The organism is Phyllobacterium zundukense (assembly GCF_025452195.1).
Taxonomy (GTDB): domain Bacteria; phylum Pseudomonadota; class Alphaproteobacteria; order Rhizobiales; family Rhizobiaceae; genus Phyllobacterium; species Phyllobacterium zundukense_A.
Genome location: NZ_CP104973.1, coordinates 1,665,909 through 1,692,129, shown reverse-complemented (window position 1 = coordinate 1,692,129; position 26,221 = coordinate 1,665,909). Strand labels below are relative to the sequence as shown.

Sequence of the window (26,221 nt, the reverse complement as noted above, 5' to 3'; positions counted from 1 at the left end):
TCAAACAAAAGCCCGCCAGAACATTCCTGGCGGGTCATTATTTTCAATAGGATCAGGCGGCGCTGAGCTTGGCCAGGACTTCGTCGCTCACTTCAAAGTTCGCATAAACGTTCTGCACATCGTCATCATCGTCCAACGTCGAAATCAATCGAAGAACCGACTGCGCCTTTTCTTCATCAACCGGAGCAGTCGTCGCAGGCTTCCAGATCGCCTTGATTGATTCCGCTTCACCAAGCGCGGCTTCCAACGCCTTCGAAACGTCGCCGATGTCTTCGAAAGCGCACAGGATCACGTGGCCCTCTTCGTCGCTCGCTACATCGTCGGCTCCAGCCTCGATCGCAGCTTCCATGATCTTGTCGGCGCTACCTGCCTCGGGCTTGTAGGTGATTTCACCAACGCGATTGAACATGAAGCCGACGGAGCCGGTTTCACCCAAGGCGCCACCAGCCTTGGTGAAGGCGGCCCGCACATTGGAGGCCGTGCGGTTTCGATTGTCCGTCAATGCCTCGACGATGACAGCAACGCCGCCCGGGCCATAGCCCTCATAGCGAACTTCCTCGTAATTATCGGCATCGCCACCGGACGCCTTCTTGATGGCGCGCTCGATATTGTCCTTTGGCATCGACTGCGCCCTGGCGTTCTGCACGGCCAGACGCAAACGCGGGTTCATCAACGGGTCGGGCAGCCCCTGCTTGGCAGCGACAGTGATTTCGCGCCCAAGCTTGGAGAAGATTTTCGACCGAACGGCGTCCTGGCGCCCTTTGCGGTGCATGATGTTCTTGAATTGTGAATGGCCTGCCATGGCACCCCTGCGTGCTTTATCTCGGTTGTTGATGTTTCACTTCAGGGCCCTGCAATGACGTTGCGGGCTGCACCGAGCGGAAACATGCTTCTGGAATGGCGCCCTTATAGGTAAAAAGCGGCGCTTCGTCCAGCACCCGTCGCTTTGCCGTTCAACCAAACTTCAGTCTGGTGTCTTGAAAGCCGGATTTCGATATCGCGGAGCAAAGTTCAAACCACTCACAACCGATACAAGCACGCCGGGTTTGGCCCTTCGCAAAGGCATCGCGAAATTTTCCAACCATCATGGCGTCAAGATTTACAGCGTCGCCGATCTGAAGCGGTCTGCCGAGCAGATTGGAGACGTCATGCATCGCCTTGGTATCGCGTTCGATAACGCTGTCGCGCAAGCAATGCGGTTCGGGCGTTGCGAGAAGGGGCTCGCAAATATCGTCCGGCCCCGCCTTGATCAGGATATCCTCGCCGGCCACCAACCTCGCAATGACCTTGTCATAGTTATCGGTAAAGGCAGGACTATAGCCTTTACCGACATAGGTCAGCATGCAGAGCAGGTGGTGCGCGCGAAGCCTGACCGTCAAGAGAGGCGGATACCTGAGCGGCGAAACATTTCGATCGTTGCGGCCGCCAGCGCCGATTTGAGGACGCCACCGATGATGAACGGCGCGACACCGAAAATCCATGCCTTTTCGAGGCCGATCATGTTTGCCAGCCACGCCCCACCGAGCACAAGGCATAGAGCGTTGCCCAGAAGCATGACACCGAAAGCCGTGAATGGATTACGCGTCAGCCCACGTTCCGCGAGAAGACCAATGAATACCGCAACAACGGGAAAGGAAAACAGATATCCAGCCGTTGGACCTGCAAAGGCAATCTGGCCCGGCATGCCGTCGGCCAAGACAGGCAATCCGACGAAAGAATGGAGAAGCCATGCAACGACGGTGACGCCACCAAGCCGCCAGCCATAGAGAGCGCCTACCATGGTGACCGCGAAGGTCTGCATGGTGACTGGCACTGGAACCATCGGAACCGAAATCCACGAACTGACCGCAAGAAACGCAGTGCCGATCACCACTGCCAGCGCCTTGTATGCGAGCGAGCGGTTGGCAAGTTTGAGCGGAACGAAAGCCTCGGCAAAAGTGGTCTGGGTCATTGAGTGCAAATCCTCCAATAGGCGTTAATGTACTTGTATCATAATCAGTGCTGCTTTTTCCTGCGGCGCGCCAGCATGTTGAGCGCCTCGACAAGGGCAGAAAAGCCCATCGCCGCATAGATGTAGCCTTTGGGAACATGATAGCCAAACCCGTCGGCGATCAGCGTCATACCAATCATCAAAAGGAAGCCGAGCGCAAGCATGACTATAGTAGGGTTGTTGGCGATGAACTTCGACAAAGGCTCGGCTGCAAGCAACATGACGGTCACGGCAGCAAGCACGGCAATAACCATGATGGCGATTTCGTCGGTCATGCCGACAGCGGTGATGATGGAATCTACAGAAAACACAAGATCGAGCACGAGGATCTGCGCGATTGCTGCACCCATCGTAAGCGTGACCGTCTTGCCGATGACATCTTCCTTGGCATCCTCGTGATCGACCGTGTGATGGATTTCCTTCGTGGCCTTCCACACCAGGAACAGGCCACCGGCGATCAGGATAAGGTCGCGCCATGAAAATCCATGACCGAAGGCCTCGAAGATCGGTTCCGTCAGCTGCACGATGATCGAGATTGTAAATAGCAAAACGAGCCGCAGGATCAGCGCTGCGCTGATACCAAGACGGCGGGCACGCGCTTGCTGTTCCTTCGGCAGCTTGTTGGTGAGTATCGAAATAAAAATGAGATTGTCGATGCCGAGCACCACTTCCATCACGACAAGCGTAACGAGGGCGATAAGGCCTGACGGCGTGTAGATGAAATCGAAATAGGAGAGTAGCGCTTCCATGGGGGTCGTTCCTGAGGTTAGTGGCCCGGATGGTGTAGAGGTGCGTGCTTCGACTTAGGTGAGCGCCCTCCTTCGGTCAACTCATTTCCAGAATGATGGAATGGTTTCTTCAAGTCGCGGGCCAAGACGCAGTGGAGCGATCTTTTCGGCGAGGCCAGTACTGTCGGAAATCTCGACCCCGACGCCGCAAATCGTCGCCTTGCCGGTGGCGGCCTCAAACCGGCCCTTCGGCACCTTGGAAAGGAACCGATTGAGCGGTTCTTCCTTGTCCATTCCGAGCGAGGAATCATAGTCGCCGCACATACCCGCATCGGACATATAGGCAGTTCCGCCATTTAATATCTGCGCGTCTGCCGTGGGCACATGTGTATGAGTGCCCACCACGAAACTGGCGCGACCATCGACAAAATGACCGAAACACTGTTTCTCGCTCGTCGCTTCCGCGTGAAAATCAAAGACCACCGCATCCGCCTGTTCACCGAGCGGGCATGCCGCCAGAATTTCCTCGGCTATCGTGAAGGGGTCATGCAAATCCGGATGCATAAAAACGCGGCCCATGATGTTGGAGACGAGAACCCGTGCGCCATTCTTGGCAAGAAATATGCCCGAACCTTTTCCAGCTGTCCCCAGCGGGAAATTGGCAGGCCGCAGGAAGCGCTGCTCGCGCGCGGCGAAGACCAGCGCCTCGCGCTGATCCCAAACGTGATTGCCGGTGGTGACGACATCAGCACCAGCATTGATCGTGTCGTGGAAAATCTCTTCGGTGATGCCAAAGCCACCGGCCGCATTTTCACCGTTAACGATGGTAAAGTCGAGTTTCAGATCGGAGATAAGGCCCGGCAATTGTTCATAAACGGCTGTACGGCCAGAGCGGCCAACCATATCACCAAGAAAAAGTAATCTCACGCGCACATCCTGAGTGAGAGCGCCCGTTCCTTCGGGGCTCATAATTGTTGATTGGCTTTATCGGTCTAGCCAAAGCTACGCAACCCGCTTTCCGTCAGGATGGCCTCCAGCGGCACGTCATGCGGTTCATCAGGCACGATTTCTACTTGTTGACAGTCAAAAGCCACGCCGATCAACCGGGGATTGACGCCAATCTCCTGCAGTCGCGCGATCGCCCGGTCGTAGTAGCCCGCGCCGTAGCCGATACGGTGACCGCGCTCATCGAACGCGGCAAGAGGGACCAGCATGAATGAAGGATCAAGAACAAGCGCATCCTCGGGCGGTCCCGCCGTGCCGAAACCCGTGGCAACCATCGGCGCACCGCGCACAAGTTCGCGAAAAATAATCGTCTGCTTGTCGATGATGACCGGAAGCAGTAGCCGCGCACCTTTTTCGCGCAGATGAAAAAGCAGAGGGCGTAAATCCACTTCCGACCTGATCGGCCAGAAACCCGAGACATTGGTCCCCGGATCTACAACAAGGGAAGCGACGCCGGCGTCAGCGATGCGCATCGATGCTTCGATCCGATACTCCGTGGAAAGCGCGTCGCGCCGGCCCAGAGCTTCGAGCCTCAAATTCTTCTTCAGGTCCTTGATGGTGGGAGGGTACTTCAAGCGGGTGACTTCATGAGGGGCTGGAAGCTGGACTCCAGCTCGGGATGAGCACAAAATTAAAAGCGGCGTCCACACAACCGATGGAGAAGTCGATCCCGGGAACCTACAAAGTAGGTGGGTGCCGTGTGAAGAAGCCCACGGGCCTCCTCAGGGACAGCTCCCTAAGGGATCATTAAGGCCCCGGGGAATATGTCTCTCCTGTCGAGAAGCGCAGAACGCCAACCCAAATATAGGACGGTTGGTTGGATTGCACCAGTAGGGTTGTCGGCTAATTTCAACCTCTTGCGCTCATTGGATCGCAACCCTAATCTCGCGCCCGGCAGATCAGGAGACAAATATAGATGAGCGTTCAAATCCGCCCTTTGCAAAAATCCGACGAGGCCCAGTGGCGCCGGCTTTGGACTGCCTATCTCACCTTTTACGAGACCACAGTGCCTGAAGAGGTCTACCAAACGACATTCGCGAGGCTGACTTCCGGTGCCAGTCACGAATACCGCGGCTTCATCGCCGAGTTTGAAGGCAAATCTGTCGGGCTAACGCACTACCTGTTTCATCGGCACAACTGGAGCATCGAGGATGTCTGCTATCTTCAGGATCTCTATGCCGACCCGGAGGTGCGCGGCAAGGGCGTTGGCCGCGCATTGATCGAAGCCGTCCATGCCGAGGCCACCAAGGCTGGCGCCCACTCGGTCTATTGGACGACCAACCAGGACAACAAGACGGCACGCCAACTCTACGACAGGGTCGCGAAAGTAACACCTTTCATCAAGTATGTGAAAATTGTTTGAGCCTTCGGCGCGCTCCAATCATGCGGCCCGCCGTTGTCTGCCAACCCTGCTATTTCCCGTTCAAGTTGTATTCTTCTGCCAAGATTGTTACCGTCTCGTCCATTAATCAAGCCGTCAGACGTAGGACCAACAAGGGTTTCGGAACTAATCCACCTCAAGTGCATTTCGCAATACGAGCCATGGGAGTTGAGCGTTGGCGCCAAGAGCAAATTGGAAAGGCTTTCTGAAGGTTGCAGAGCTTTCGTGCCCTGTGGCGCTGTATACGGCTGCCTCGACCTCTGACCGCATCGCCTTTCACACGTTGAATCGTGCAACCGGCAATAGGGTTCAGCGGCAGTTCATTGATTCCGACAGCGGCAAGCCTGTGGAAAAGGAAGATCAGGTCAAGGGCTACGAGGTTGGCGACAACGATTACATCGTACTCGAGCCCGAAGAGGTTGCTGCTGCGGTTCCCGAGAGCGACAAGACGCTATCAGTCGAAGCATTCGTCGCCACGGACGATGTGGACGACATATATTTCGACAAACCATATTATCTCGCACCCAGTGACAAGCACGGCCAGGAAGCCTTTGCTCTCATCTGTGAGGGCATGAAAGACAAGAAGGTGGCGGCGCTTGCCCAAACGGTGCTTTTCCGCCGCGCTCGCACGCTCTTAATCCGCGCAGCGGGCGGTGGACTGGTGGCCAACACGTTGCACTTCGATTACGAGATCCGCTCAGCCAAGGATGCGTTTAGCGATATCCCTGAGATGAAGATCACGGGCGAGATGCTGGACCTAGCCAAGCATATTATCGGAACGAAACGCGGCAGCTTCGACCCTTCCGAGTACAAGGATCGATACGAGACCGCTCTTGCCGAACTGGTCCGGGCGAAACTCGAAGGCAAGCCGATCCCCACCAAGAAGCCCGCCAAGTCCGAGAAGGTCGTGGACCTTATGGAGGCGCTGCGGCAAAGCGCTGGTGCAGGCAAGAAAGAGGCGAAACCCAAAAAGACGCAAGCCCGCAAACCCAAGGCGGAACCCGCACGGAGGAAGGCGAGCTGATTTATGGTTGCGCTTGAAACATACCGGAAAAAACGCGATTTCAAGACAACGTCAGAGCCAAAGGGGCGCAAGTCGCGTAAGGCCGGTAATAGTTTCGTCATCCAGAAACACGATGCGACGCGACTTCATTACGATCTACGACTTGAAATGGATGGCGTTTTGAAGAGTTGGGCGGTTACGCGCGGCCCAAGCCTGGTACCGAGTGAGAAGCGGCTCGCGGTCCACGTGGAAGACCATCCTTTGGAGTATGGCGGCTTCGAGGGCACGATACCCAAGGGCGAATATGGTGGTGGTACCGTCATCGTCTGGGACCGTGGCACCTGGACCCCGGTCTTTGACCAGAAGTACGGTTATGCCAAGGGCCATCTGGAATTCGAACTTCACGGTGAAAAGCTTTCAGGGCGTTGGCATCTGGTTCGCATGCACGGCAAACCGCGCGAAAAGCGCGAAAATTGGTTGCTCATAAAGGCAGAAGACGATTCCGCGCGTACCGAAAACGATCCTGATATTCTTGAGGAGCGCCCTGAATCCGTGAAGACCGGGCGTGAAATCGCCGATGTCGCTGGTGAAGAGCCCGGCTGGTCTTCCAAGACCGGCAAGATCGATAAAAAAAAGGCCGCCAATGGCAAAGCCGCCGCCAAGGCTATCAAAACCCAGTCCCCTGACACCCTGGCGAATATCCCTGATCCCTCAAAACTCGACGGAGCCAGGAAGGCACCCCTTCCCTCTTTTGTCGAGCCAACGCTGGCGACACTTGCGCCAAAGCCGCCTTCAGGCGAACGCTGGATTCACGAGATAAAGTTTGACGGCTATCGACTGCAGGTACGGATCGAGGCCGGCAGGGTCAAGCTGTTCACTCGCAACGGCCTCGACTGGACGAAGAAGTTCGGCAAAGAAATCGTTGGCGCATTTCAAAGCCTGCCAATTGGCACGGCGCTGATCGATGGCGAGCTGGTGGTCGAAACAGCTGGAGGCGCCTCCAGCTTTTCCGCCCTGCAAGCCGATCTCAGCGACAACCGGACGGATCGTTTCGTTTTCTACGTTTTCGACCTCCTCTATCTTGACGGCTTTGATCTGCAAAATTTACCCTTGGTCGAGCGCAAGGCCATGCTTGAAAAACTGACGGCCGATGCGCCCGGATTGATCCGCTATAGTGGACATTTCGAAGAAAATGGGCCTCTTATTCTCGATCACGCCTGCCGACTCAGCCTCGAAGGTATCGTGTCGAAGCTTCGCGACGCGCCATACCGCTCCGGCCGCGTCAAGGATTGGATCAAGGCCAAATGCTCACAACGGCAGGAATTTGTCATCGGGGGCTACGTACCATCCACTACATCGCGCAGGGCGATCGGCTCGCTAGTCATGGGCGTTTACAACGGCAAGCAACTTGAGCACGTCGGACGCGTCGGAACTGGGTACAGCGCGTCGGTGGCGGAAGATTTGTTTCGCAGGCTCGAACGCATTCGCGCGCCGGAAAGTCCCTTTGCCGAACGGCTGAGCGCCGATGCGGCACGGCAGGTGCGCTATGTGAAACCGCAACTTGTCGCTGAGGTGGAATTCCGCGCTTGGACAGCTGACAACAATCTGCGTCATGCAGCGTTCCGCGGCCTGCGCGAGGACAAGCATCCAAACGAAGTCGTGCGCGAGACGCCAAGGTCAAAGGCATCGCCACAACCGGAGAGGCCCACAGTGAAACTTACCCATCCCGACCGCATCTATTGGCCCGAAGAAGGCGTCACCAAGCAAGGCCTGGCGGACTATTATACCGAGGTCTGGAAGTATATAGCTCCCTTCGTCGTTGCGCGCCCCTTGGCGTTGCTCCGGGGTCCGGAAGGCATTACCGGCCAAACCTTTTTTCAGAAACACGCCTGGAAGGGCCTCAATTCCAATATCGCCTTGGTCACCGATCCAAAAGACGAAGACGACGAGCCATTGATCAGCATCAACGACTTGGACGGGCTTATCGGTCTGGTGCAGTCGGCGGTGCTCGAAATTCACCCTTGGGGTTCGACGACCACAGATTGGGAACGCCCGGACATGATCATCATGGATCTTGATCCAGGTGAAAATGTCCCTTGGGAACAGGTCATAGCAGGCGCACTTGAAACCCGGGAGCGACTTGAACAGGCAGGTCTAGCCGCCTTCATCAAGACGTCCGGGGGCAAGGGTCTCCACGTTGTGGCCCCAGTTAAACCCAAAGCTACCTGGCCGGAAGTCAAGGCTTTCACCAAAGCACTTGCTGATTCCATGGCGTCCGACAGTCCTGACTCATATGTCTCGACCATCACCAAGTCGAAACGCACGGGCAAGATTCTCATCGATTATCTGCGCAACCAGCGCGGTATGACAGCAGTTGCACCCTACTCAACGCGGGCGCGTCCAGGCGCTGCCGTTTCGATGCCACTCGAATGGGATGAGCTTACTCCCGGCATTGGCCCGGCTTATTTCACGGTCTTGAACACGGCGACTCGCCTTGCTGCCATAAAACGCGATCCTTGGGCCGATTTTCGTGCAGCCGCCGCTCCCATTGAAAAGCCGAAAACAAAAAAGCGCGGTTAGCGTTTTTTTGATTTGCTTTCGCTGGCGATACTCTTCTTCAAAGCGTCCATGATATTGACGACATTACTCGGAGGCTCCGAGGTGCTCTCTTTTGCCTTTGCCGGACGCTTCTTGCCCTTCTTTTTTGCCGCGATAATTTCCAGCAAGCGATCCTGAACCGGATCATCAACCATTTTGGGATCCCATGGCTTCATCCGCTCATCGATAAGCGTCTTTACCAACGGCATGAGATTGCTGTCGACCTTGTCATTCTTTATATCCCCGAAGTAAGCATCGCGATCACGCACTTCATCGCCGTAGCGCAATGTCCACAAGACAATGCCGCGACCTCGCGGCTCCAGCATCACAGCACGCTCCCGCCTGTACATAACCAGCCGCGAAATCCCGACCTGACCGGTTGCCTCCATCGCATCGCGGATGACCGAAAAAGCTTCTTCGCCCACGGGATCGTCCGGTGTCAGATAGTGCGGCTTGTCATACCAGATCCAATCAATGCTATCGCGCGGCACAAACATCTCGATATCGATCGTTCGCGTGCTTTCAAGCCCCACCGCCTCAATCTCGTCATCCTCGAGCATGACATATTCGTCTTCGCTACGCTGATAGCCTTTGACTTCTTCGTCCTCGTCCACCGGCTTGCCACTTACGGAATCGATATATTGGCTGACAACGCGATTTCCCGTTTTCCGGTTAAGCGTATGGAACTTGACTTTTTCATTGTCCGTAGTTGCAGGGACCATCGCCACCGGGCAGGTGACGAGCGAAAGCTTCAAATAGCCTTTCCAGAATGAACGCGGAGCCATGAGCTCTCCTTCCAATACGTAGATGGCGTCGTTGATTCTATCTTGCCCCTTTTTTCCGCTTCAGGGAACAGTCCGTCACGACAGGCGTTCTTGAACCGCAACAACAAGGTGAAGAAATGCAGGCGGACTACGCATATTATGCAGAGAAATTTGGATTGAAACTGGTTGATCCTGAAACATTTACCTTAAAACGCGTCGCATCGAAGGATACATTCAATTACATCCGTACTAACGGACGGCCCGTCGCGCAAACACACATCAAACGCATGGCAGCACTTGTCATACCGCCGGCCTGGACCGACGTTTATTGCTGTGATGATTGCGACGGCCATATTCAGGCTGTGGGCCTGGACGCGCTTGGGCGCAGGCAATACATCTACCACCCGAAGTGGGAGGAGGTGCGCAACAGCATCAAAACTCATCGCTTGCTTGCATTCGGCAAGGCACTTCCGCGGATCCGCAAACGCATTATCCGCGATATGCGGCGCCCGCCGACATCGAGCCGTCCGCTTGCCGCGCTTGCCCTCAAGCTGATCGACCAAAAGGCTTTCCGGGCGGGACATGAAAAGTATGCCAAGGATGGCGGTCGTGGCATTGCCTCACTCAAAAATAGTGATCTCAAGATCAACGGCAATCTCGCCAACTTTGTCTTTGCTGGTAAATCCAAGAAGAAGAACGAAATAGCGATTAGCGATCGCGCCGCTGTCCGACGCCTGAAAACACTGACAAGGCGTGGAAGACTGTTCCAATACAAGGACAAGCAGCGCTGGCGGAGCTTGCACGCGGGAGAACTGAACCAATATCTACAAGAAATCTCCGGTTCAAAAGTCAGTGCCAAGGATTTCAGAACTTTTCATGGTTCGGCCCGTGCTCTCGAATTCCTGGCGCGGATGGATGCCAACTCCGATTCCGCCCGGAAGCGGGCTCTCGCAGCAGCCATGCGCAATGTCAGCGAATTTTTGCGCAATACACCCGCAGTAACACGGTCAAGTTATGTTCATCCTCTTGTGACGGAGTACTTCAACGCCGGCCGACTCGATAGTTCGCTTCTGCGCCCGCCCCATCGGGCAGGCCTTACCGGCCCTGAAACCGGATTGATGAGGCTCCTCGAACAAACAACAGAATGACCGTGCCGGAAGTCCATTCAAAGGCCATCTTCAATTTGGTGTAATTGCCGCGTATCTCTCTTGCTAAGTTTGCCCATCAGGAGTGGCATTTTGCAGTGCGGTAAGTGGTGAATTCGACAAACGAATCCAATTCGATTTGCGGCCGCCCCGAAAATGCGCTTAGCTTTTTCCATATCGCCGCAATGATGACCTCGCGGAATGGCGGTCCGCAAATTGAGATGTGTTCTCGCTAAACAGATGGGAGCGTGTCATGGCATTCACAGATAGAGACCAACGAATATTCGCTACTACGGACTGGGAAATCATGCAGAGGGCTCACAACAGGGCATCGCAGCTATTGGATCGGTGTCCCAGGACCCATGAACGCTGTAACGAACTGGCTCGCGTCGTCATGGCAATCTATGAGAGTGGCGTACGTGATGAGGACGAGCTGGCGGCAATGGCAGCAAATCGTGAGCTCAATTTTATGGCGGGACGCGGGCATTTTCAAAAACCGTTTCCGTTCAAAAACGCGGCGACCCTGACACATCATTCCATGACCGAACACTAGTGCGACAGAGCGAGAGGTGGAGCCACAATACGGCTTCGTCCTTTAGATCAATTTCAGGCCAGTCCCGCGGCTTTTATCCTATCCGGCGTGAATGGTGCCTGGCTTTGCCACGCGGCCTACAATCTTACGGACATCGCAAGGCCATGTGCCGGCAGATCGTCGTCGTCTGGATGCAGATCAATTTGTGTTGAGTTCCCTCTCCCGTGCGAATGAATACACTCTTGGCGGACGCCACCGCATCGAAGGAGGGAAGAGCTGTTCCATCACATCATTTTGCGTCTAGCCATCGCCTTTGCACTACTAACCTCGCCAGCGTTTCCGCAAGACAATGCGCGGCAAGACGCTGGTGCAGATGACCATGGTGGGAAAGTCGCGCAATCTCGACAGCCGTCAGGTGCTGGAGATAACGCAAACGCTCCAAAGACAGAGAGCGACAATTCGACCGGCATTCTGGGGCTTTTGGCCGCGGATTCAGTTACCGATCACGTCCTGAAAACCCCGACGCAGAACCTCGCCTATACCGCAACCGCGGGCACCCTCAGCCTCTTCGGGCAGAATGGAGAGCGAACCGCCAAGATATTTTATACCGCCTATGTCGCCCGCGATCGTCAACCGGGTCGTCCGCTCACCTTTGCCTTCAACGGCGGACCGGGAGCCGCGTCGGCCTATCTCCACCTTGGGCTGGTCGGACCACGCATTCTCGATTTCGGCTCGAACGGACAGGATGGCACCAGACCCACGCTTGTCGACAATCCGGATAGTTGGCTGGGGTTCACCGACCTTGTGTTGATCGATCCTGTCGGCACGGGATGGAGTCGTGCCGCGAGCGACGGCGTTACTTCAAATTTTTATGGCGTTGGCCAAGATGCGGAGAGCATTGCCAAGACGATTGCGCTCTACGTAAGTCACAATGAGCGCATGGCTTCTCCGAAGTATTTGCTTGGCGAGAGTTACGGTGGTTTTCGTGCTGCAAAGGTCGCCTCTGCACTCAAGGATGATCAAGGCATCCTGGTTTCGGGAATAATCATGCTGTCACCACTCATCGAGGGGCAGCTTTTATTTGGGGAGAGGGAGTATCCGCTAGGAGCGGCCCTTCAGCTTCCTTCGCTTGCTGCTGCAGAGTTGGAACGCCGAAATGCCTTCGACTCGAGCGCGATCCGGAACGCAGAGCAATTTGCCATGACGGATTATCTTGTGACGCTTGCGGGACCTGAACCGACAGGGGACAAGGCAAAAAAATTCTACGCGCGGGTTTCACAATTGACTGGCATACCCGAAGCGGTCGTGGGCAGAACGCGCGGTTTTCTCGACAACACCTATGTTAAGCACTCGAAGGGCGATGAATTCGAGGTTGTCAGTCCTTATGATGCGTCGTTTGCCGTTTCAGACCCTTACCCTGAGTCCGACGCTGACCGAAGCAACGATCCCATTCTTGATGGGTTCACGCGCTCATATGGGGCGGCGTTTGCCAGCTACGCCCGTAATGAACTCGGTTTTCGCACTGAATTGACCTACAGACTGCTCGCGAACGACGTTAACGAGCGGTGGGAATGGGGTCGTCGCGGCAGAAACGGCGGTACGCGAGCCCAAGTTAGCGCGACCGGCGATATTCGCGACCTGCTATCGGTTATACCGTCTTTCCGTTTACTGGTCGCGCAGGGCTACAGCGATGCCATAACGCCCTACGGGATCAGCAAATATGTTATTGAGCATCTGCCGTCGTCACTTGCTGCTGGCCGGGTCAACCTCAAGCTTTATCGTGGCGGCCATATGTTCTACACGCGGTCAAGCTCCCGGCGTGACCTGACCGCAGATGCAAGAACTTTCTTTTCCGGACAGATTGAAAAACCTCAAGGGGAATAGTGGATAGCTTCCAGATAGACGACTATAGCAATGTGATAAGGTTCCACATTGATTAGATAAACCCGATCCACCGACCGGCAATTACGGCGCTGACCCAAAGGGTCACAGACAGCAGTGCTGACAGCTGCACTCTCCGGGACGGTTCTTCGTTCTTAAGTGCGAGCCGCCAATGGCGATTTTGATTGAGCAGAAAAGCGTTGGTAATACCCAAACCGACTATCCCAACCTTGATGAGGAAGGCGGGATTGTGAATGTATGCGATGGGCCTCACCGAAAAGAGCATCAATCCAGTGATAATGGCAAGCGCAATACCTGCTGCGGCAATACGTGAAAGAGGTGGGCCAAGCGTACCGATCGGATACCGCCTGAATAGCCCCAGTATTCTAAGGTCCAGCGTAATGATAGCGCCAAAGACAAGACCGATCGAAAGAATATGCGCCGCATTGACAAGCAGGTAGGCAACCTGAACCCGCCGGAGCATAACCGCTCCGGGCCATTCGGAAAGCGCTTGCAAAAACTCTATCAAAACAAGGGTCAGTTCGTCTTGATACGCTCGGGGTAGATATCAAACGTCTTCCCGCCCACGGCGATCCGCACTGCCTTCAAACGTTTTTCGCTTGGGTCAGTGGACCGATTGCCGAGTGCAACTACCTCATCGCCGATTTTTGCCGAACCGTGGACAAAGCCGGAGCGTTCGGTCTGACGCGGATTGCCGAGTTCTACACGCCAAAGACCATCATTCGCAGTTTCCACGTCGAGTGTTGGGTGCGGTGGGCCGATATAGAGTTCACGGATTACACCCTTGAGCTCTATTTGATCGACCTCGGCCCAAGACCAGCCGTGATGCGCTGCAGCGCCCGAGACAATTGCCGTCATAAAGATGGCACCGCCAAGAAACCGACCGTACAAATTCATCATGCATGCCTCCTCTGCTAGGTCGTCCCATCGATTATCATAGGCCATTTCGAGCACCAGCACACGGTTCAAGACAGATTTAATCCATCGCGCGCCGGATGGTCTTTGACATCCGTGACAGGAATGCTGGCCTGGACGATGCAACAAGCTTCCATGACAATACCGTTTTCGCCATCTGGCGCGGCAGCACTCCGACGGACAAAAACCATGCTGCAAGGACAGCCCGACGGCGCAGGGAGGCGTTCATCTCCAGACTGGCGGTCACGCCCGCGACGCCCAAAGCGAGCTTGGAATCATCGGCCACGGGGTGTTGGCTTTCGTCGACGCACAAGGATGCCAAGCGCTCTTCCAGATGAACCGGATCATGCAGATTGGCATCCTGCTGCACGGTCAGACCGATCTCCGCAGCTTGGTCGGACAGGGCCTCCAGGCGACGGAAATCATGCTCTACCCGCCAGCGTGCGCGTTGGCCAAATTTCTCTGAAAAGACCGAATGATTGCTCCCATGGATTCGATATGCTCCGAGACACGTCTCTATTGAGGTCACTTTCCCATAGAGAGGGGCCAACGTAGCCAGATATCCGTCAGCTCCTTGCCTGAAGTCCGGCTCAGGTATCGGCATGATCATTTCCAGCGTTGATCGATCAAAGGCAAGGCCGCTTGTCACCGTGGTTTGGTAACGGCCCTTGCGCAAGAGTTTCGGGATAACATCACCGGAATCGAACGGTAGTTCAGGTGGCGGGAAGATGTCCTTGATCTGTTCTTGCTCATCAACGATATGCAGTCTGAATTGCAGCTGGGCGATTGTCGCTTCCCAGGCGCTGACCGCCTCTGATACCGCATTTGGATAAAGGTAATCGTCAGCGTCCAGAAAGAGAACGATCTCCCCCGATGACGCCGCGAAACCCGTGTTGAATGCCGCTGCGTGCCCGCCATTTTGTGTCCTGAGGCACGAGCGCACCCTTCCGCCATATGATTCGATGATTTCTACGGAATTGTCGGTCGATTCATCATCGACAATGATGACCTCGACATCTCCGTAATCCTGCTCCAGCGCGCTATCGATACATGGCCTTAGAAAGCGTGCGTAGTTGTAGTTGGAAATAATGATCGATACCGGGGTGCGGTCAACGTCGGAATACATCGCGTTTAGCCTCAGCATTTCGTTTCGGTTGTGGCGAACTGCAATTCGGGTTCACTGAATCAAGCTGATAGGGCGCGGCAAGCCCTTGCCACGAGTCTGCACCTGGTTGTGTCCTAGTTATGACACGGGCTGATGAACGCCCCTGACGAGATTGGATCGAACTGCGTTCTTGTGCGTTGAATCCAAGGGCACATTTCATCCGCCCGAATAATTCAGTCGGAGGATATAGCCATGCATGGAGTCAACAAGCAACTTGAAGGTCTCTGTCTGGCCATCGCATCGATCAATCGATTGTTGGTCGCGAAGGGAGTTGTCACGCAAGAAGAATTGGACGCCGCGCTCGAAAAGGCAGAGACAACTGCCCGCAGCGAGGATTGGTATACTGCTGTTTGCTTGCCGATCCGGATTCTTCAGGTCGCCAACGATACCGGGGCAGACAAGCCGTGGTCAGTCTCGGAACTTGCGAAGCTCGTTGTAGAGCCGCGTAAACGTTCGGTTGCAGACCACTAGAAAGTGCACTGCTTTCCGCGATAACCGATCGATCCTATTCTTTCGGTATCGCCGAGTGGAGAAGAGCCTGCATGTGTTCTGCCAGGTCGAGCTCGCCGCGCGCCGCAATCTTCAGAAGATATCCTGCCTTGGTCCGGCGATCCCCTTCGCTGATCGCGGAATAGGCGCAGACAGCCAGAAGCACTTCTTCCTCAGCCCGGCTGGCTTTGTCATGTCCGTGACCACTGTAGTCCTTCTCTTGCATTGCCTTGCCAAACGCTTCGTACGTTGTCTCGTGCGCCTTGATTAGCGCCAGCAGATCGCTGGACGGTTCGGTGTCCCGGCGTGGCGGCTTTGTGGTGAAAGCTGCGACGGGCGCAGCGATGACAGCTCCGCCGCAGCTGAGAAGCAAGGCGCGACGATCAATTCTAATCCCGGACATGGTGAATTCTCCTCTTCTTCACTTCATCGCAGTCAGTCAGATTTGTATCGTAAACACTGGCCGGCTGCGTTTAATCGTAGCACGACGGTCGACCCATTCATGTCAGTATGGATAATACCCGGGATATGACGGCATCTACGTTGGAATTAAATCAAACTACTTAGTTTTCCCTGGATTCCGGAAAATCAGAGAAATATTAACGGTCGTAGTGTCATTGATAAGCTGGCGCTCGAGTCAACAAACTGGCGTGTCGACCCCGTGGTGGAAAGCTTGGTGGATTCTCCTAATGTCGCGCTATTTTGATCGGCTGTGGTACAGAGCAATATTGATTGCTGTGCTCATTGCCGCCGGCGCCCTCTGCGGCATGTGGATCAGCAGGCTTGTCGTCATCTCAAGTGACCGCGGGCAGATGCGACTTTTCTCTGAACGACTTCTTGATCGCGCGGTCGATGTTTTTACCGAAGCCGACCTGATGCTGACGGTCATCAATACGTCCCCCTATCCCTTTTGTTCGGACAAGGAGATATCGTATTTACGCGACGTGCTGTTCGGCACCAGATATCTCAAGGACATGGGCAGAGTGAGCGATGGCTTTTTTCATTGCTCCGCGGTGTTTGGTAACGGAAAAAATCCTATGCCGCTGGTCGCACATGATCTCGAAACGCCCGCGGGGAAGCTGATTTATGCCAATTCGCGTCTGGCCATATCCAATTCCAGCGCCCCGATTATCGGTATTGGCAAGGCAAATGTAGTACTCGACCCCGCCTCTTTTGAAACGCTTAAAAATTCCGCCTATGCCTACGTCGTGATGTACAATCCACAAGGCTCATCTTCTACAGTCGGGATGTTCGGCCCATTGAATATCGGCAAGCTTGATGTGAAACCGGCCGATGGCGTTGGCCGTATCGGAGATATTGTCTACCGCGATGCCTGCCGAGACATGGCATGCGTGACAGTTCACGCCGAGGTCAGCCAGCTTGAAGCATCAGCGCAGCCGATCACGGCGATCATCTCGATTTTCGGCGCTACGCTCGGTGGCGCTCTCGCGACGATTATCATCCTGCTACAGCGTAACAATCTGAGCATGAAAACGAGGCTGCAACAGGCACTCGGGCATAATAGACTAACGATCGAGTATCAACCTATCGTCGATATAGCGACAGGTCGCACCGTAGCAGCCGAGGCGCTTGTGCGCTGGAAGGAAAAAGGGGAAACGATACCCCCGGACGTGTTTATCCCCGTTGCTGAGAAAGCCGGATTGATTAACCGACTTACCATTCGCGTTATCGAAAATGTGCTTAAGGACATGGCGCCAGTTCTCGATGCCAATCCCGATTTTCACATCAGCATCAACATAGCGGCTGCGGATCTTTTCAATCGCGATTTCAGTGCCCAGCTCGCGTCGCGTCTTGAGGAGGCGAACGTTGCCAGTCGCCAGATTGTACTTGAAATCACAGAACGTTCGACCGCCAACGCCGTCGACGCCATAGAGGCAATCAAGCGCCTGCGATCCCGCGGACACCGGATATTCATCGACGATTTCGGCACCGGATATTCGAGCCTCGCCTATCTCGGTGAACTGAATGTCGACGGGATAAAGATCGACCGGTCCTTTACGCAAACGATCGGAACGGGTTCCGTCTCCGTGTCAATCGTGCCGCAGATCATCGGCATGGCTCATGTCCATCACCTGGATATCGTCGTCGAAGGCATAGAGACACCCGCCCAGCGCGACTATTTTGCGGCCCTTGTTCCCAAGGTTGACGGACAAGGGTGGCTGTTCGGCCGCCCTACCAGTGCGGCAACAATCAAGGAACTCCTGAATTCGTTTACTTGAGCCTTCGTGCGTCCCGAACTGATTTGAAATCCGTGCCACCCTCGATCATATGCAGCAACAAGCCATACGGCACAATCAAACGGGATGACTGATATGGAGGAAGACGCAGCAACCTTCGCGGCCCGATTGAAACACCGGGCGCATACCTATGGATTTTTGACATGCGTCCTTCTGGTTGCATCATCGATCATCGGCGATGCCGGAGGTCCACTTTTCAGCTGGCTCTGGCCGCTGTTGATCATTGGCGGGTTGTTGACCCTTCTCCTGGCCGTCTATCTTCGTTTCGATGCCGCACTGTTTCGTTTTATCGCGTCGCACGAGGACGAGACCGAGGGCTGCCGCGCGGTGGATGACATTCTCGCGCGCATGCATTTGCGAAAGCGGCCTGACAGGACGCGACCTTTGCAAGCGCGCATGACACGAACCAATAGCCTCTTGATAAAACTGCACCTTGCTTTTGCGGCTTTTCTTGCTTTATTCGCTGCGATAACAGCCTATGGGTTGTGGACCGGTTAAAAACAACCGGAGGGGGCATATGATCGAAACCAAACCGCTATTGCGGCGAGCGGCTGCCATGGTGCTTGCCGGCGTCGCGCGCGCCATCACCGGCGTGCGGCCGATCTGGCAAGGCTGTGCACCGTCGAAGCGCCAACGAATCTATTTCGCCAACCATGCCAGTCATGGCGATTTCATTCTGCTTTCCACATGCCTGCTCCCGGAAGAGCGCGAACGCACCCGTGCGGTTGCCGGAGCTGATTACTGGAGGAAAAACAGGATCCGGCACGTCTTGGCGCGTGACCTGCTCAATACCGTGCTCGTAGAACGGAACTGGGTGGAGCGCGAGCAAGACCCGATGGTCATCATGCTGGACGCACTCGACAATGGTCACTCACTGATCATTTTTCCCGAAGGCACGCGCAACATGACCGATGATCCACTGCTGCGTTTTCGCTCGGGGCTATACAACCTGGCCTTCGCCCGTCCGGATGTTGAGCTCATTCCCTGCTGGATCGAAAACATGTCGCGCGTTCTTCCAAAGGGTGCGTTTTTACCGGTACCACTACTTTGCCGCGTGATCTTCGGCGCACCTGTCGAGCTTACGCCCACCGAAGATCGTCATGCTTTTCTCGACAGGGCGCGGCTGGCTCTGCTTGAGCTTAACCCGGAACACCAGAGGTCGCTCAACCATGGCTGAAACGATATGGCTGTTCCTGGGCCTCCTTGGCATATTGACGGCCGCTAGCGCCGTCGCGACCGCGCTGAGCTGGAAGAGCACACGCAAAGGCGATGTTCTGCCTTCAACACTTGCCAATTTGAACTCGCGGATCAAGGCGTGGTGGATCATGATCGCCACCATCTCCATTGCATTCCTTTTCGGCAAGGGAGGTGTCATCCTGCTGTTCGCCTTTGTTTCTTTTGCTGCATTGCGCGAGTACGTGACGCTGACACACACGCGCCGCGGTGACCACTGGATACTCCTGGGCATGTTTCTGATCATTATTCCGGTTCAGTACTATCTGCTCTGGATCGAATGGTACGGAATGTTCGCGATCTTCGTGCCAGTCTATTGCTTCCTTGCAATGCCCGCTTTGACAGCGATCTCCGGCGATACTGAGCGGTTCCTCGAGCGCGTCAGCGAGCAGCAATGGGGTATCATGCTCTCTATCTATTGCCTCAGCCATGTACCGGCTCTGCTGACGCTTCCGATACCCGGTTTCGAAGGCAAAGGCCTCCTGCTCATTGCATTTCTGATCGCCACAGTGCAGGGCAGCGATGTGCTGCAATACGTGTTCGGCAAGCTCTTCGGCAGGAACAAGGTAGCGCCCAAAATATCACCGTCCAAGACTTGGGAAGGTTTGATCGGTGGTGTTATCAGCGCATCACTCCTCGGAGCCGCGCTTTATTGGCTGACGCCTTTCACACCGGCACAAGCCGGCCTGATGGCCGCGCTCGCCTGCATCATGGGATTCTTCGGCGGATTGGTCGCCTCCGCGATAAAGCGTGATCGTGGTGTCAAGGATTGGGGCCACCTGATCGAGGGCCATGGCGGCATGCTTGACCGGGCAGACAGTCTGGTCTTTGCCGCCCCGATCTTCTTTCACATCGTCCGCTATTTCTGGACCTAGAGAAGGTCTGCTTTTGCGAGATCACGCAAAAGATGGCTGGTACCGTAAGTCCATGGCGCGCATTCGGTTGAAAGCCGGACGCGGTTGGACAATGTTCCCAATGAAAGGGTCGAGATCGAAACAACGTCGTTCATCTTGTGGGTGAAACCCTTGCCCGGTCCATCGCGATCCTTGACCGGCGCGAACATGGTTCCGAGGTAGAGCACAAGACCGTCCGGGTATTGATGGTGCTTTCCGATCGTAGCTTCAACCAGCGATTCCGGTGTGCGTGATATTTTCGCCATGCTAGAATGGCCATCGAGCACAAACCCGTCCTCTCCCTCGACGCGCATGCTGAGTTCCGCGGCCTTGACGGTCTCTATGGTGAAATCACCATCGAACAGGCGAACAAATGGTCCGACAGAGCCCGAGGCATTGTTGTCTTTCGCCTTGCCCAGCAGCAAAGCCGAGCGTCCTTCCACATCACGCAAATTGACGTCGTTGCCGAGTGTTGCACCAACGATGCGCCCGGCACTTGAAACGACCAGCACGATTTCCGGTTCCGGATTGTTCCAGCTCGAAATCGGGTGCAACCCCACATCTGCACCGAAGCCCACAGTCGACATGGGCTGACCCTTGGTGAAGATTTCGGCATCGGGACCGATCCCGACTTCGAGGTACTGGCTCCAGACGCCGCGGGCGATCAATGCCTCCTTGACCTGCATCGCCGCAGGAGAACCCGGGACGATCTTTGAGAGGTCCGCGCCGATAAGCTTGAGAACGTCGTCACGCAGTGAATCGGCCTTGGCCTTGTCGCCTTTCGCCTGTTCCTCGATGACGCGTTCGAGCAGGGAAGCGACGAAGGTCACACCTGACGCTTTTACGGCCTGCAGATCGATCGGAGAAAGCAGCGCAGGAAGCGCCGGATCATGTTTTTCTGTCCAGCTGTTCTCGATGATAGCGTCCACATCACCAAGCCTGGTTCCCGCAGTTCCGGAAACATAACTGGCTGGATTGTCGAGTTCGGCAATATCGCGCACCGTCGGCGCTGCTTTGGCAGTGATATCGAAAACTACGCCATCACGCACCGCAACAATCCGCGGCGTGGCATGGCCGGGAATTTTGGCGCGACCGACAAGAACACCGGAGCTGGGCACAATTGTATTTGGCATAGTCTGATTCCTGATATCTGTGGCGTGGCGCGCTTCCAGCCCAGCTGCGAATGCTGGCTGCGGATGAATGCGCCGCAGTTATGCGACAGGGCATCCCACCAATCAAGACCGCATGATGCAAGAGGCTCCAGCCAAATCAGGTTACGCTGAAGTCGTGTCAAACTCCGAGCGTTGCTTTCACCCGCGCCGGCGAAAAAGGCAGATCGCAAATGCGCTTGCCAGTTGCATTGGCGATTGCGTTGGCAAGTGCGGCGGATGTCGGTCCTTTGCCGCCTCGGCGACGCCGAGATAGGGCGAACCAGGATTATCGACGATATGGACATCGAGCACACTCGGCACAGCACTGAAACGCAGGATCGGATAGGTCGACCAATCCGAACTGGTAATCCGGGTATTATCGAAATTGACTTCTTCATACATCGTCCAGCTCAACGACTGGATGATGCCGCCCTCAGTCTGGTTACGGATGCTATCCGGTGCCACCGCCTCGCCGCAATCGACAGCAGAGACAATGCGCGGTATGCGGATATTGCCGGTTTCCTTGTCGACATCGATCTCCATCGCCAGTGCCAGATAGGCGGCATGGTTCTTGTATTTGGCAAAGGCAAATCCCCGGCCGCGTCCTTCTGGCATGGGATCGCTCGACCAGTTGAAAGCCTCGGCCGCCGTCGTGATCACCTTGCGTGCCCTTGGATCCTCCATGTGCTTGAGACGGAATTCAACCGGATCGGTTCCTGCTTCCTTCGTCAGCTGATCCATGAAACTTTCAATCGAAAAGACGTTTGCATAGGCGCCCAGCCCGCGTAGCGAAGAAACCCGCACTGGCATATCGGCGACGAAGTGCCAAAGCACCCGCATATTGGGGATGGAATAGAGCGGGATGGCGTTGCGATCGCCATTGCCAAGCGGCGTTATGCTCATCACGGGTTTGTCTGGCGGATAGCCCGACGCCATCAGTTGCCCAGGTAGCAGTGCGCCCGCACTGCCGGGCCTTGCCGAGTGGGTGTTGCTCCAAAGGTCATATTTCCAATTGACGATCTTGCCCGATGCATCGAGCGATGCGCTGACTTTGGTCAGCATTGCCGGACCGTACGGTTCCCATAGATGCTCCTGGTCACGCAGGTCGGCCTGGCAGGGCACGTGCAATCAATGCCGCGTCGCCGGCTGCATCGTCGGCGCCGTTATGTCCATAGCAGCCTGATCCTTCCGTATGGATGCAGCGAACCTTGTCCAGCGGCATGCCGAGCATTTGCGCGATAGCCTTGCGGTCCGGGTAAACGCCCTGGGTATGGGTCCACACCGTCATCGTGCCGTTGTCGAGATGAGCCACGGAGCACGAAGATCCGATCGATGCATGCATCTGATATGGCCGCATGAACTGAGCGCTGAATGTCTTCACGCCGCCAGTAAAATCACCGCCAGCCTCGGCGACGACGCCCTGCTCGCTTTCGCTCTTTTGCAGAACGGCGGGTAGATCCTGTTCGTTCGGCAGGCGGGGCGTTTCTTCCCATTCGGCAAGGTCCGTCAAAGCCCGCATGGCTTGTACGGTCTGAAACGCCTTCTCCGCAGCCACTGCGAGGAAATTGCCATCACGAATAACAGCAACCACACCCGGCATCGCCTTGATGGAAGCGGTATCGATATTCTTCAGCGTCGCGAACCAGCTTGGCGGGCGAATGACGCGGGCATGCAACATCCCCGGCAACCGCATGTCCTGTACATAGGCGGGGCCGCCGGTAACCTTGGCCGGGATATCCACACGCGCGAAAGGCTTGCCAATATATTCATAAGCGTCGGGGGACTTGAGCTTCGACTTCGGCTGCGAGAGATGCTCGCCCTTGCGTCCGACGCCATCGCGCATGGCCCGTTGAAAAGCTGCCTCCGACCACGTTCCTATACCGGTCTCCGGATCGGGTGTGATGTTGCTGGAATATATCGTCCCGAACGGTGTCGGAATTGTCAGCCCGCCCGCAAAGGATTTCCCTCCCGGGTTGGTGTGACAAGCGGTGCAATTGCCGACCGCAGCGAGTTTCGCCCCAGCTCGACCAATGCTTGATCGAAAGACCCGCGTTCCGGTGGTTTGATTGGAGCAATTTCCCGCTTCCACGCGTAAACAAAAGCACCCGCAGCACCGACAACGATCAGTGCTCCAAGACCGGTAAGAAAACGACCGAATTTCACAGGCAATCCTTGGGATCAAACTTCCAACAATCGGGGCCGGGATATGCGGCGCGTGCAAAAAGTTGGCGAGAACTTGGAACGACTCCAATGTTAGATAGACCAGCAACTCGGGTCAATTAAGCCGGTGCCCGATACAATCAAGATTGTGTGATTGTTATACAAACTGCGTACGCCGTTCTTACTCAACAACTGACATCATCGTGTCAGTAACATCTCAATTTTGGCGCTCGGCGCCTTGCCATCTCATGCAACAGCGGCGCTAGATCACGCACGTGTCCTGTCCTCGAACCGTCAAGGCAATCATGAAGCCATCGGCTTATCAACTCGGACTGCTTTTCGTAACCGGCTCGGCCATTGCATGGAGCCTTGCGGGTCTGTTCACGCGCGTCATCCCGCAGGACAATTGGACCATTCTCGCATGGCGCGGCATTTTCGGTTCGCTCGGCATAGCGACGGTGATGGCCTTTACCGAGCGCGGCCGGTTCTGGGCGAGCTTCCGCGACATGGGTCAGGCTGGCTGGCTTTTCGTTGGCATTTCCGCGCTCGGCATGGTGTTTTTCATCAGTGCCTTGAAGGAAACCACCGTAGCGCATGTCGCTGTCATCTATGCCACCATCCCGTTTGTGGCAGCAATTCTTGGCTGGTTCGTTCTCGGTGAACGATCGACGTGGAGTGCCATTCTCGCCAGCATCGCTGCCGCGACCGGGGTGTCGCTTATGGTTGGTTTCAGCATCGAAGGTACTGTCTTCGGCGATGCTCTCGCTTTTGGCATGACACTGTGTATGGCGGTGCTCATGATCATCGTCCGCCGCTCGCCGGATGTTTCAGTCATGCCTGCGGCCTGCCTGTCGGCCCTCGTCAGTTCCCTCGTCTGCTGGCCGCTTGGCAATCCGCTCGGCGTGACGGCCCATGATCTGATGCTCATTGCGCTATTCGGCATACTGGTTTCTGCCGTGGGCCTTGCCCTCTTCACCCTTGGGGCGAAGCTCCTTCCACCGATCGAAACCGCGCTGATCGGTTCCCTCGATGCTCCCCTGGCGCCATTCTGGGTCTGGCTCGTGTTCAGCGAGGTGCCAAGTAAGAGCACAATGTTTGGTGGATCGATCGTTTTCGCGGCAGTGATCGTGCATGTGATTTCAGGAGCATCGCGAAAGGCCAAAGCACAACGCCTGGTTCAACAGAATAATGTATCATGACCCAATCCTTACGCTGATTGACAAGCTGAACCAAAAGCAGCGAGAATCGTGTCAAGACCGAGCTCGGGGGACGCGCGAAAATGTTGGAAGCCGCCATAAAACCGGATGTTCAAGCATTCTTCGACAAACGAACGAACTCCGTCCAGTACGTCGTTGCAGATCCCGTGACCCGGCATTGTGCGATTATCGATTCGGTTCTGGATTTCGACGAAAAGTCCGGAGCGACTGCTACCCTCAACGCTGACCGAATATTGGAGTTCGTTGACGCCAATGGGTTGAAGGTCGAGTGGATACTGGAGACCCATCCGCACGCCGACCATTTTTCGGCAGCCGACTACCTGCGAACCAGGACAGGCGCAACGACCGCGATCGGCGGCCATATCGTCGAGGTTCAGGCCTTGTGGAAGCAATTCTATAACTGGCCGGATTTTCCCGCTGACGGATCGCAATGGGACCACCTGTTTCACGCGGGAGACCGTTTCAACATCGGGAAGCTGACCGGGGTCGTGATGTTCTCACCGGGCCATACACTTGCGTCGATCACCTATGTCATTGGCGACTGCGCCTTCATCCACGATACGATGTTCATGCCGGACGGCGGCACCGCCCGCTGCGACTTTCCGGGGGGAAGCGCCAAGCATCTATGGCAATCCATTCAATCCATTCTTGCGCTCCCGGATGAGACCAGAGTCTTTGTCGGCCACGACTATCAACCCGGGGGGCGTGAACCTCGCTGGGGAACCACTGTGGTCGACCAGAAGCGCCACAATATCCACGTATCCCGATGCAAATCCCAAGCAGAGTTCGTGGCAATGAGACAAGCCCGCGACAAGACACTCCCCATGCCCAGACTTATTCTGCCCGCCCTGCAGGTCAACATGAATGGCGGAAGGCTGCCTGATCCAGAAGCGAACGGCGAACGCTTTCTGAAGATACCCCTGAATGCACTCGGCGACACGAAATGGGATTGATCTTGCATTGTCAGACCATGAGCGCCAAGGTATGCGAGGTCGTGCACTCTAAATCTGCTGACCAGATTTACGAATTCACAACCTATTGACCAGCTGACAGGTCACGGCAAGGCATGAACAAGATTGAACTCGAAAAACAGCCAAACGGTATCACCGAGACAAATCCGGCTCGGCTTGGCATACGGCTGAAACTGGCACGGCAGACACGCGGCCTGACACTGAAGGCCCTCTCCGAAGCCGCCAACTGTTCAGAAAGCCTGTTGTCGAAAATCGAGAATGGCAAGGCATCGCCTTCCCTGCCGATGCTGCACCGATTGGTCCAGGTTCTCGAAACCAATATCGGCTGGATGTTCGAAGAGTCGGACGGCGAGGAAGGCATCGTCTTCCGTGCGGGCGCAAGGCCACTGATCGCCCTTGATCCTTTGCGGCGCGGTGAAGGCATATCGCTGGAGCGCGTCATTCCCTATTCGCCTGGGCACCTGCTCCAATGCAACATCCATCATATCGAAAAGGATGGAGCCAGCGCAGGCCCGATCCAACACGCAGGCGAAGAAGTGGGCTATATTCTCTCGGGTGAAGTCGAACTCACAGTCGGCGAAAAACAGTTTGAGCTCAAAGAGGGCGACGCGTTCGTCTTCAACTCCGACCTGCCCCACTCCTACCGGAACACGGGCAAAAAGCGTGCAAGTATTTTCTGGGTCAATACACCACCGACGTTTTAGGCGCGCGTCCGCCCTTA

27 protein-coding genes, 1 other RNA gene and 1 pseudogene are annotated in these 26,221 nt (G+C 55.6%); 14 read left to right on the top strand and 15 right to left on the bottom strand.

The genetic code is table 11. The features are described 5' to 3' along the window. Nucleotides 1-52 precede the first annotated feature (52 nt). From N8E88_RS20690 to ssrS, 7 genes are all read right to left on the bottom strand, one after another. Nucleotides 53-802 (bottom strand): YebC/PmpR family DNA-binding transcriptional regulator, encoded by a 750-nt coding sequence (locus tag N8E88_RS20690; RefSeq protein WP_262295297.1) that lies wholly within the window; start codon nucleotides 800-802, stop codon nucleotides 53-55. Nucleotides 803-953: 151 nt separating this feature from the next. Beyond that, nucleotides 954-1,379, bottom strand: a complete 426-nt coding sequence (locus N8E88_RS20685; RefSeq protein ID WP_262295296.1) for a DUF1284 domain-containing protein — start codon at nucleotides 1,377-1,379, stop codon at nucleotides 954-956. Continuing rightward, nucleotides 1,376-1,951 carry a biotin transporter BioY gene (locus tag N8E88_RS20680; protein WP_262295295.1) on the bottom strand — a complete coding sequence of 192 codons (576 nt, stop codon included), beginning with the start codon at nucleotides 1,949-1,951 and terminating at the stop codon, nucleotides 1,376-1,378. The genes N8E88_RS20685 and N8E88_RS20680 overlap by 4 nt, the downstream gene beginning before the upstream one ends. Before the next feature lie 44 nt (nucleotides 1,952-1,995). Then, nucleotides 1,996-2,739 carry a TerC family protein gene (locus N8E88_RS20675; RefSeq protein ID WP_114431082.1) on the bottom strand — a complete coding sequence of 248 codons (744 nt, stop codon included), beginning with the start codon at nucleotides 2,737-2,739 and terminating at the stop codon, nucleotides 1,996-1,998. 81 nt (nucleotides 2,740-2,820) lie between these two features. Continuing rightward, nucleotides 2,821-3,645, bottom strand: a complete 825-nt coding sequence (locus N8E88_RS20670) for a TIGR00282 family metallophosphoesterase (protein ID WP_262295294.1) — start codon at nucleotides 3,643-3,645, stop codon at nucleotides 2,821-2,823. Nucleotides 3,646-3,710: 65 nt separating this feature from the next. Further along, on the bottom strand, nucleotides 3,711-4,298 hold the full coding sequence (locus N8E88_RS20665) for a 5-formyltetrahydrofolate cyclo-ligase (RefSeq protein WP_262295293.1): 588 nt from the start codon (nucleotides 4,296-4,298) through the stop codon (nucleotides 3,711-3,713). Nucleotides 4,299-4,361: 63 nt separating this feature from the next. Next, nucleotides 4,362-4,518, bottom strand: a non-coding RNA gene (ssrS, locus tag N8E88_RS20660) — 6S RNA. Between the two features lie 121 nt (nucleotides 4,519-4,639). Here ssrS and N8E88_RS20655 point away from each other — a divergent pair. The 3 genes from N8E88_RS20655 to ligD all read left to right on the top strand — a co-directional run bounded on the left by N8E88_RS20655 (nucleotide 4,640) and on the right by ligD (nucleotide 8,687). Further along, nucleotides 4,640-5,086, top strand: a complete 447-nt coding sequence (locus N8E88_RS20655) for a GNAT family N-acetyltransferase (RefSeq protein WP_262295292.1) — start codon at nucleotides 4,640-4,642, stop codon at nucleotides 5,084-5,086. 193 nt (nucleotides 5,087-5,279) lie between these two features. After that, nucleotides 5,280-6,128, top strand: a complete 849-nt coding sequence (locus tag N8E88_RS20650) for a non-homologous end joining protein Ku (RefSeq protein ID WP_262295291.1) — start codon at nucleotides 5,280-5,282, stop codon at nucleotides 6,126-6,128. A 3-nt stretch (nucleotides 6,129-6,131) separates the two neighbouring features. Next, nucleotides 6,132-8,687 (top strand): DNA ligase D, encoded by a 2,556-nt coding sequence (gene ligD / locus N8E88_RS20645; RefSeq protein ID WP_262295290.1) that lies wholly within the window; start codon nucleotides 6,132-6,134, stop codon nucleotides 8,685-8,687. On the opposite strand, the gene N8E88_RS20640 is transcribed toward ligD, so the two are convergent. Further along, nucleotides 8,684-9,490, bottom strand: a complete 807-nt coding sequence (locus tag N8E88_RS20640; RefSeq protein WP_262295289.1) for a non-homologous end joining protein Ku — start codon at nucleotides 9,488-9,490, stop codon at nucleotides 8,684-8,686. The two genes, ligD and N8E88_RS20640, sit on opposite strands and share 4 nt — an antisense overlap. 116 nt (nucleotides 9,491-9,606) lie before the next feature. On the opposite strand from N8E88_RS20640, the gene N8E88_RS20635 reads away from it, so the two are divergent. The 3 genes from N8E88_RS20635 (at nucleotide 9,607) to N8E88_RS20625 (ending at nucleotide 13,030) form a co-directional block, all read left to right on the top strand. Beyond that, a complete protein-coding gene (locus N8E88_RS20635; RefSeq protein ID WP_262295288.1) occupies nucleotides 9,607-10,617 on the top strand; it encodes a DNA topoisomerase IB in 1,011 nt (336 codons plus the stop codon). A gap of 250 nt (nucleotides 10,618-10,867) precedes the next feature. Further along, nucleotides 10,868-11,167 carry a hypothetical protein gene (locus N8E88_RS20630; protein WP_262295287.1) on the top strand — a complete coding sequence of 100 codons (300 nt, stop codon included), beginning with the start codon at nucleotides 10,868-10,870 and terminating at the stop codon, nucleotides 11,165-11,167. Nucleotides 11,168-11,440: 273 nt separating this feature from the next. Then, complete coding sequence (locus N8E88_RS20625; protein ID WP_262295286.1) at nucleotides 11,441-13,030, top strand: S10 family peptidase; 1,590 nt, start codon at nucleotides 11,441-11,443, stop codon at nucleotides 13,028-13,030. 52 nt (nucleotides 13,031-13,082) lie between these two features. Here N8E88_RS20625 and N8E88_RS20620 read toward each other — a convergent pair whose 3' ends face one another. From N8E88_RS20620 to N8E88_RS20610, 3 genes are all read right to left on the bottom strand, one after another. Beyond that, complete coding sequence (locus N8E88_RS20620) at nucleotides 13,083-13,511, bottom strand: DUF2214 domain-containing protein (protein WP_262295285.1); 429 nt, start codon at nucleotides 13,509-13,511, stop codon at nucleotides 13,083-13,085. Nucleotides 13,512-13,564: 53 nt separating this feature from the next. Beyond that, entirely contained in the window at nucleotides 13,565-13,948 is a 384-nt protein-coding gene (locus tag N8E88_RS20615) for a DUF6152 family protein (RefSeq protein ID WP_262295284.1), read from the bottom strand. Between the two features lie 76 nt (nucleotides 13,949-14,024). Next, on the bottom strand, nucleotides 14,025-15,089 hold the full coding sequence (locus N8E88_RS20610) for a glycosyltransferase family 2 protein (protein ID WP_262295283.1): 1,065 nt from the start codon (nucleotides 15,087-15,089) through the stop codon (nucleotides 14,025-14,027). Between the two features lie 231 nt (nucleotides 15,090-15,320). On the opposite strand from N8E88_RS20610, the gene N8E88_RS20605 reads away from it, so the two are divergent. Then, a complete protein-coding gene (locus N8E88_RS20605; protein WP_262295282.1) occupies nucleotides 15,321-15,599 on the top strand; it encodes a nitrile hydratase subunit beta in 279 nt (92 codons plus the stop codon). Nucleotides 15,600-15,633: 34 nt separating this feature from the next. On the opposite strand, the gene N8E88_RS20600 is transcribed toward N8E88_RS20605, so the two are convergent. Beyond that, nucleotides 15,634-16,020, bottom strand: coding sequence for a hypothetical protein (locus N8E88_RS20600; protein WP_262295281.1), 387 nt, complete (start codon nucleotides 16,018-16,020; stop codon nucleotides 15,634-15,636). 286 nt (nucleotides 16,021-16,306) lie between these two features. Between N8E88_RS20600 and N8E88_RS20595 the strand changes: the two genes are divergently transcribed. The 4 genes from N8E88_RS20595 (at nucleotide 16,307) to N8E88_RS20580 (ending at nucleotide 19,983) form a co-directional block, all read left to right on the top strand. Further along, a complete protein-coding gene (locus N8E88_RS20595; RefSeq protein WP_262295280.1) occupies nucleotides 16,307-17,857 on the top strand; it encodes an EAL domain-containing protein in 1,551 nt (516 codons plus the stop codon). Between the two features lie 93 nt (nucleotides 17,858-17,950). After that, complete coding sequence (locus N8E88_RS20590; RefSeq protein ID WP_262295279.1) at nucleotides 17,951-18,373, top strand: hypothetical protein; 423 nt, start codon at nucleotides 17,951-17,953, stop codon at nucleotides 18,371-18,373. Between the two features lie 19 nt (nucleotides 18,374-18,392). Continuing rightward, nucleotides 18,393-19,052 (top strand): lysophospholipid acyltransferase family protein, encoded by a 660-nt coding sequence (locus N8E88_RS20585; RefSeq protein ID WP_262295278.1) that lies wholly within the window; start codon nucleotides 18,393-18,395, stop codon nucleotides 19,050-19,052. Next, nucleotides 19,045-19,983, top strand: a complete 939-nt coding sequence (locus N8E88_RS20580) for a phosphatidate cytidylyltransferase (protein ID WP_262295277.1) — start codon at nucleotides 19,045-19,047, stop codon at nucleotides 19,981-19,983. The genes N8E88_RS20585 and N8E88_RS20580 overlap by 8 nt, the downstream gene beginning before the upstream one ends. Here N8E88_RS20580 and N8E88_RS20575 read toward each other — a convergent pair. The 3 genes and pseudogenes from N8E88_RS20575 to N8E88_RS20565 all read right to left on the bottom strand — a co-directional run bounded on the left by N8E88_RS20575 (nucleotide 19,980) and on the right by N8E88_RS20565 (nucleotide 23,315). Next, nucleotides 19,980-21,134, bottom strand: coding sequence for a fumarylacetoacetate hydrolase family protein (locus N8E88_RS20575; protein ID WP_262295276.1), 1,155 nt, complete (start codon nucleotides 21,132-21,134; stop codon nucleotides 19,980-19,982). The genes N8E88_RS20580 and N8E88_RS20575 overlap by 4 nt on opposite strands. 157 nt (nucleotides 21,135-21,291) lie before the next feature. Continuing rightward, nucleotides 21,292-22,959, bottom strand: a pseudogene (locus N8E88_RS20570) (xanthine dehydrogenase family protein molybdopterin-binding subunit); the annotation flags it as partial. 134 nt (nucleotides 22,960-23,093) lie between these two features. After that, nucleotides 23,094-23,315, bottom strand: coding sequence for a hypothetical protein (locus tag N8E88_RS20565; RefSeq protein WP_262295275.1), 222 nt, complete (start codon nucleotides 23,313-23,315; stop codon nucleotides 23,094-23,096). A gap of 302 nt (nucleotides 23,316-23,617) precedes the next feature. Here N8E88_RS20565 and N8E88_RS20560 point away from each other — a divergent pair, with 302 nt between their 5' ends. The 3 genes from N8E88_RS20560 (at nucleotide 23,618) to N8E88_RS20550 (ending at nucleotide 26,204) form a co-directional block, all read left to right on the top strand. After that, nucleotides 23,618-24,511 (top strand): DMT family transporter, encoded by an 894-nt coding sequence (locus tag N8E88_RS20560; protein ID WP_262295274.1) that lies wholly within the window; start codon nucleotides 23,618-23,620, stop codon nucleotides 24,509-24,511. Between the two features lie 80 nt (nucleotides 24,512-24,591). Then, a complete protein-coding gene (locus tag N8E88_RS20555; RefSeq protein ID WP_262295273.1) occupies nucleotides 24,592-25,482 on the top strand; it encodes an MBL fold metallo-hydrolase in 891 nt (296 codons plus the stop codon). A gap of 113 nt (nucleotides 25,483-25,595) precedes the next feature. Beyond that, nucleotides 25,596-26,204, top strand: coding sequence for a cupin domain-containing protein (locus N8E88_RS20550; RefSeq protein WP_262295272.1), 609 nt, complete (start codon nucleotides 25,596-25,598; stop codon nucleotides 26,202-26,204). Nucleotides 26,205-26,221 lie beyond the last annotated feature (17 nt).

What these genes read in the sequence shown, in the direction of transcription:
- N8E88_RS20690 (WP_262295297.1), bottom strand. Translation starts at nt 802, where the DNA reads ATGGCAGGCCATTCACAATTCAAGAACATCATGCACCGCAAAGGGCGC.
- N8E88_RS20680 (WP_262295295.1), bottom strand. Translation starts at nt 1,951, where the DNA reads ATGACCCAGACCACTTTTGCCGAGGCTTTCGTTCCGCTCAAACTTGCC.
- N8E88_RS20675 (WP_114431082.1), bottom strand. Translation starts at nt 2,739, where the DNA reads ATGGAAGCGCTACTCTCCTATTTCGATTTCATCTACACGCCGTCAGGC.
- N8E88_RS20655 (WP_262295292.1), top strand. Translation starts at nt 4,640, where the DNA reads ATGAGCGTTCAAATCCGCCCTTTGCAAAAATCCGACGAGGCCCAGTGG.
- ligD (WP_262295290.1), top strand. Translation starts at nt 6,132, where the DNA reads ATGGTTGCGCTTGAAACATACCGGAAAAAACGCGATTTCAAGACAACG.
- N8E88_RS20640 (WP_262295289.1), bottom strand. Translation starts at nt 9,490, where the DNA reads ATGGCTCCGCGTTCATTCTGGAAAGGCTATTTGAAGCTTTCGCTCGTC.
- N8E88_RS20635 (WP_262295288.1), top strand. Translation starts at nt 9,607, where the DNA reads ATGCAGGCGGACTACGCATATTATGCAGAGAAATTTGGATTGAAACTG.
- N8E88_RS20630 (WP_262295287.1), top strand. Translation starts at nt 10,868, where the DNA reads ATGGCATTCACAGATAGAGACCAACGAATATTCGCTACTACGGACTGG.
- N8E88_RS20620 (WP_262295285.1), bottom strand. Translation starts at nt 13,511, where the DNA reads ATGCTCCGGCGGGTTCAGGTTGCCTACCTGCTTGTCAATGCGGCGCAT.
- N8E88_RS20615 (WP_262295284.1), bottom strand. Translation starts at nt 13,948, where the DNA reads ATGATGAATTTGTACGGTCGGTTTCTTGGCGGTGCCATCTTTATGACG.
- N8E88_RS20610 (WP_262295283.1), bottom strand. Translation starts at nt 15,089, where the DNA reads ATGTATTCCGACGTTGACCGCACCCCGGTATCGATCATTATTTCCAAC.
- N8E88_RS20605 (WP_262295282.1), top strand. Translation starts at nt 15,321, where the DNA reads ATGCATGGAGTCAACAAGCAACTTGAAGGTCTCTGTCTGGCCATCGCA.
- N8E88_RS20600 (WP_262295281.1), bottom strand. Translation starts at nt 16,020, where the DNA reads ATGTCCGGGATTAGAATTGATCGTCGCGCCTTGCTTCTCAGCTGCGGC.
- N8E88_RS20595 (WP_262295280.1), top strand. Translation starts at nt 16,307, where the DNA reads ATGTCGCGCTATTTTGATCGGCTGTGGTACAGAGCAATATTGATTGCT.
- N8E88_RS20590 (WP_262295279.1), top strand. Translation starts at nt 17,951, where the DNA reads ATGGAGGAAGACGCAGCAACCTTCGCGGCCCGATTGAAACACCGGGCG.
- N8E88_RS20585 (WP_262295278.1), top strand. Translation starts at nt 18,393, where the DNA reads ATGATCGAAACCAAACCGCTATTGCGGCGAGCGGCTGCCATGGTGCTT.
- N8E88_RS20580 (WP_262295277.1), top strand. Translation starts at nt 19,045, where the DNA reads ATGGCTGAAACGATATGGCTGTTCCTGGGCCTCCTTGGCATATTGACG.
- N8E88_RS20575 (WP_262295276.1), bottom strand. Translation starts at nt 21,134, where the DNA reads ATGCCAAATACAATTGTGCCCAGCTCCGGTGTTCTTGTCGGTCGCGCC.
- N8E88_RS20560 (WP_262295274.1), top strand. Translation starts at nt 23,618, where the DNA reads ATGAAGCCATCGGCTTATCAACTCGGACTGCTTTTCGTAACCGGCTCG.
- N8E88_RS20555 (WP_262295273.1), top strand. Translation starts at nt 24,592, where the DNA reads ATGTTGGAAGCCGCCATAAAACCGGATGTTCAAGCATTCTTCGACAAA.
- N8E88_RS20550 (WP_262295272.1), top strand. Translation starts at nt 25,596, where the DNA reads ATGAACAAGATTGAACTCGAAAAACAGCCAAACGGTATCACCGAGACA.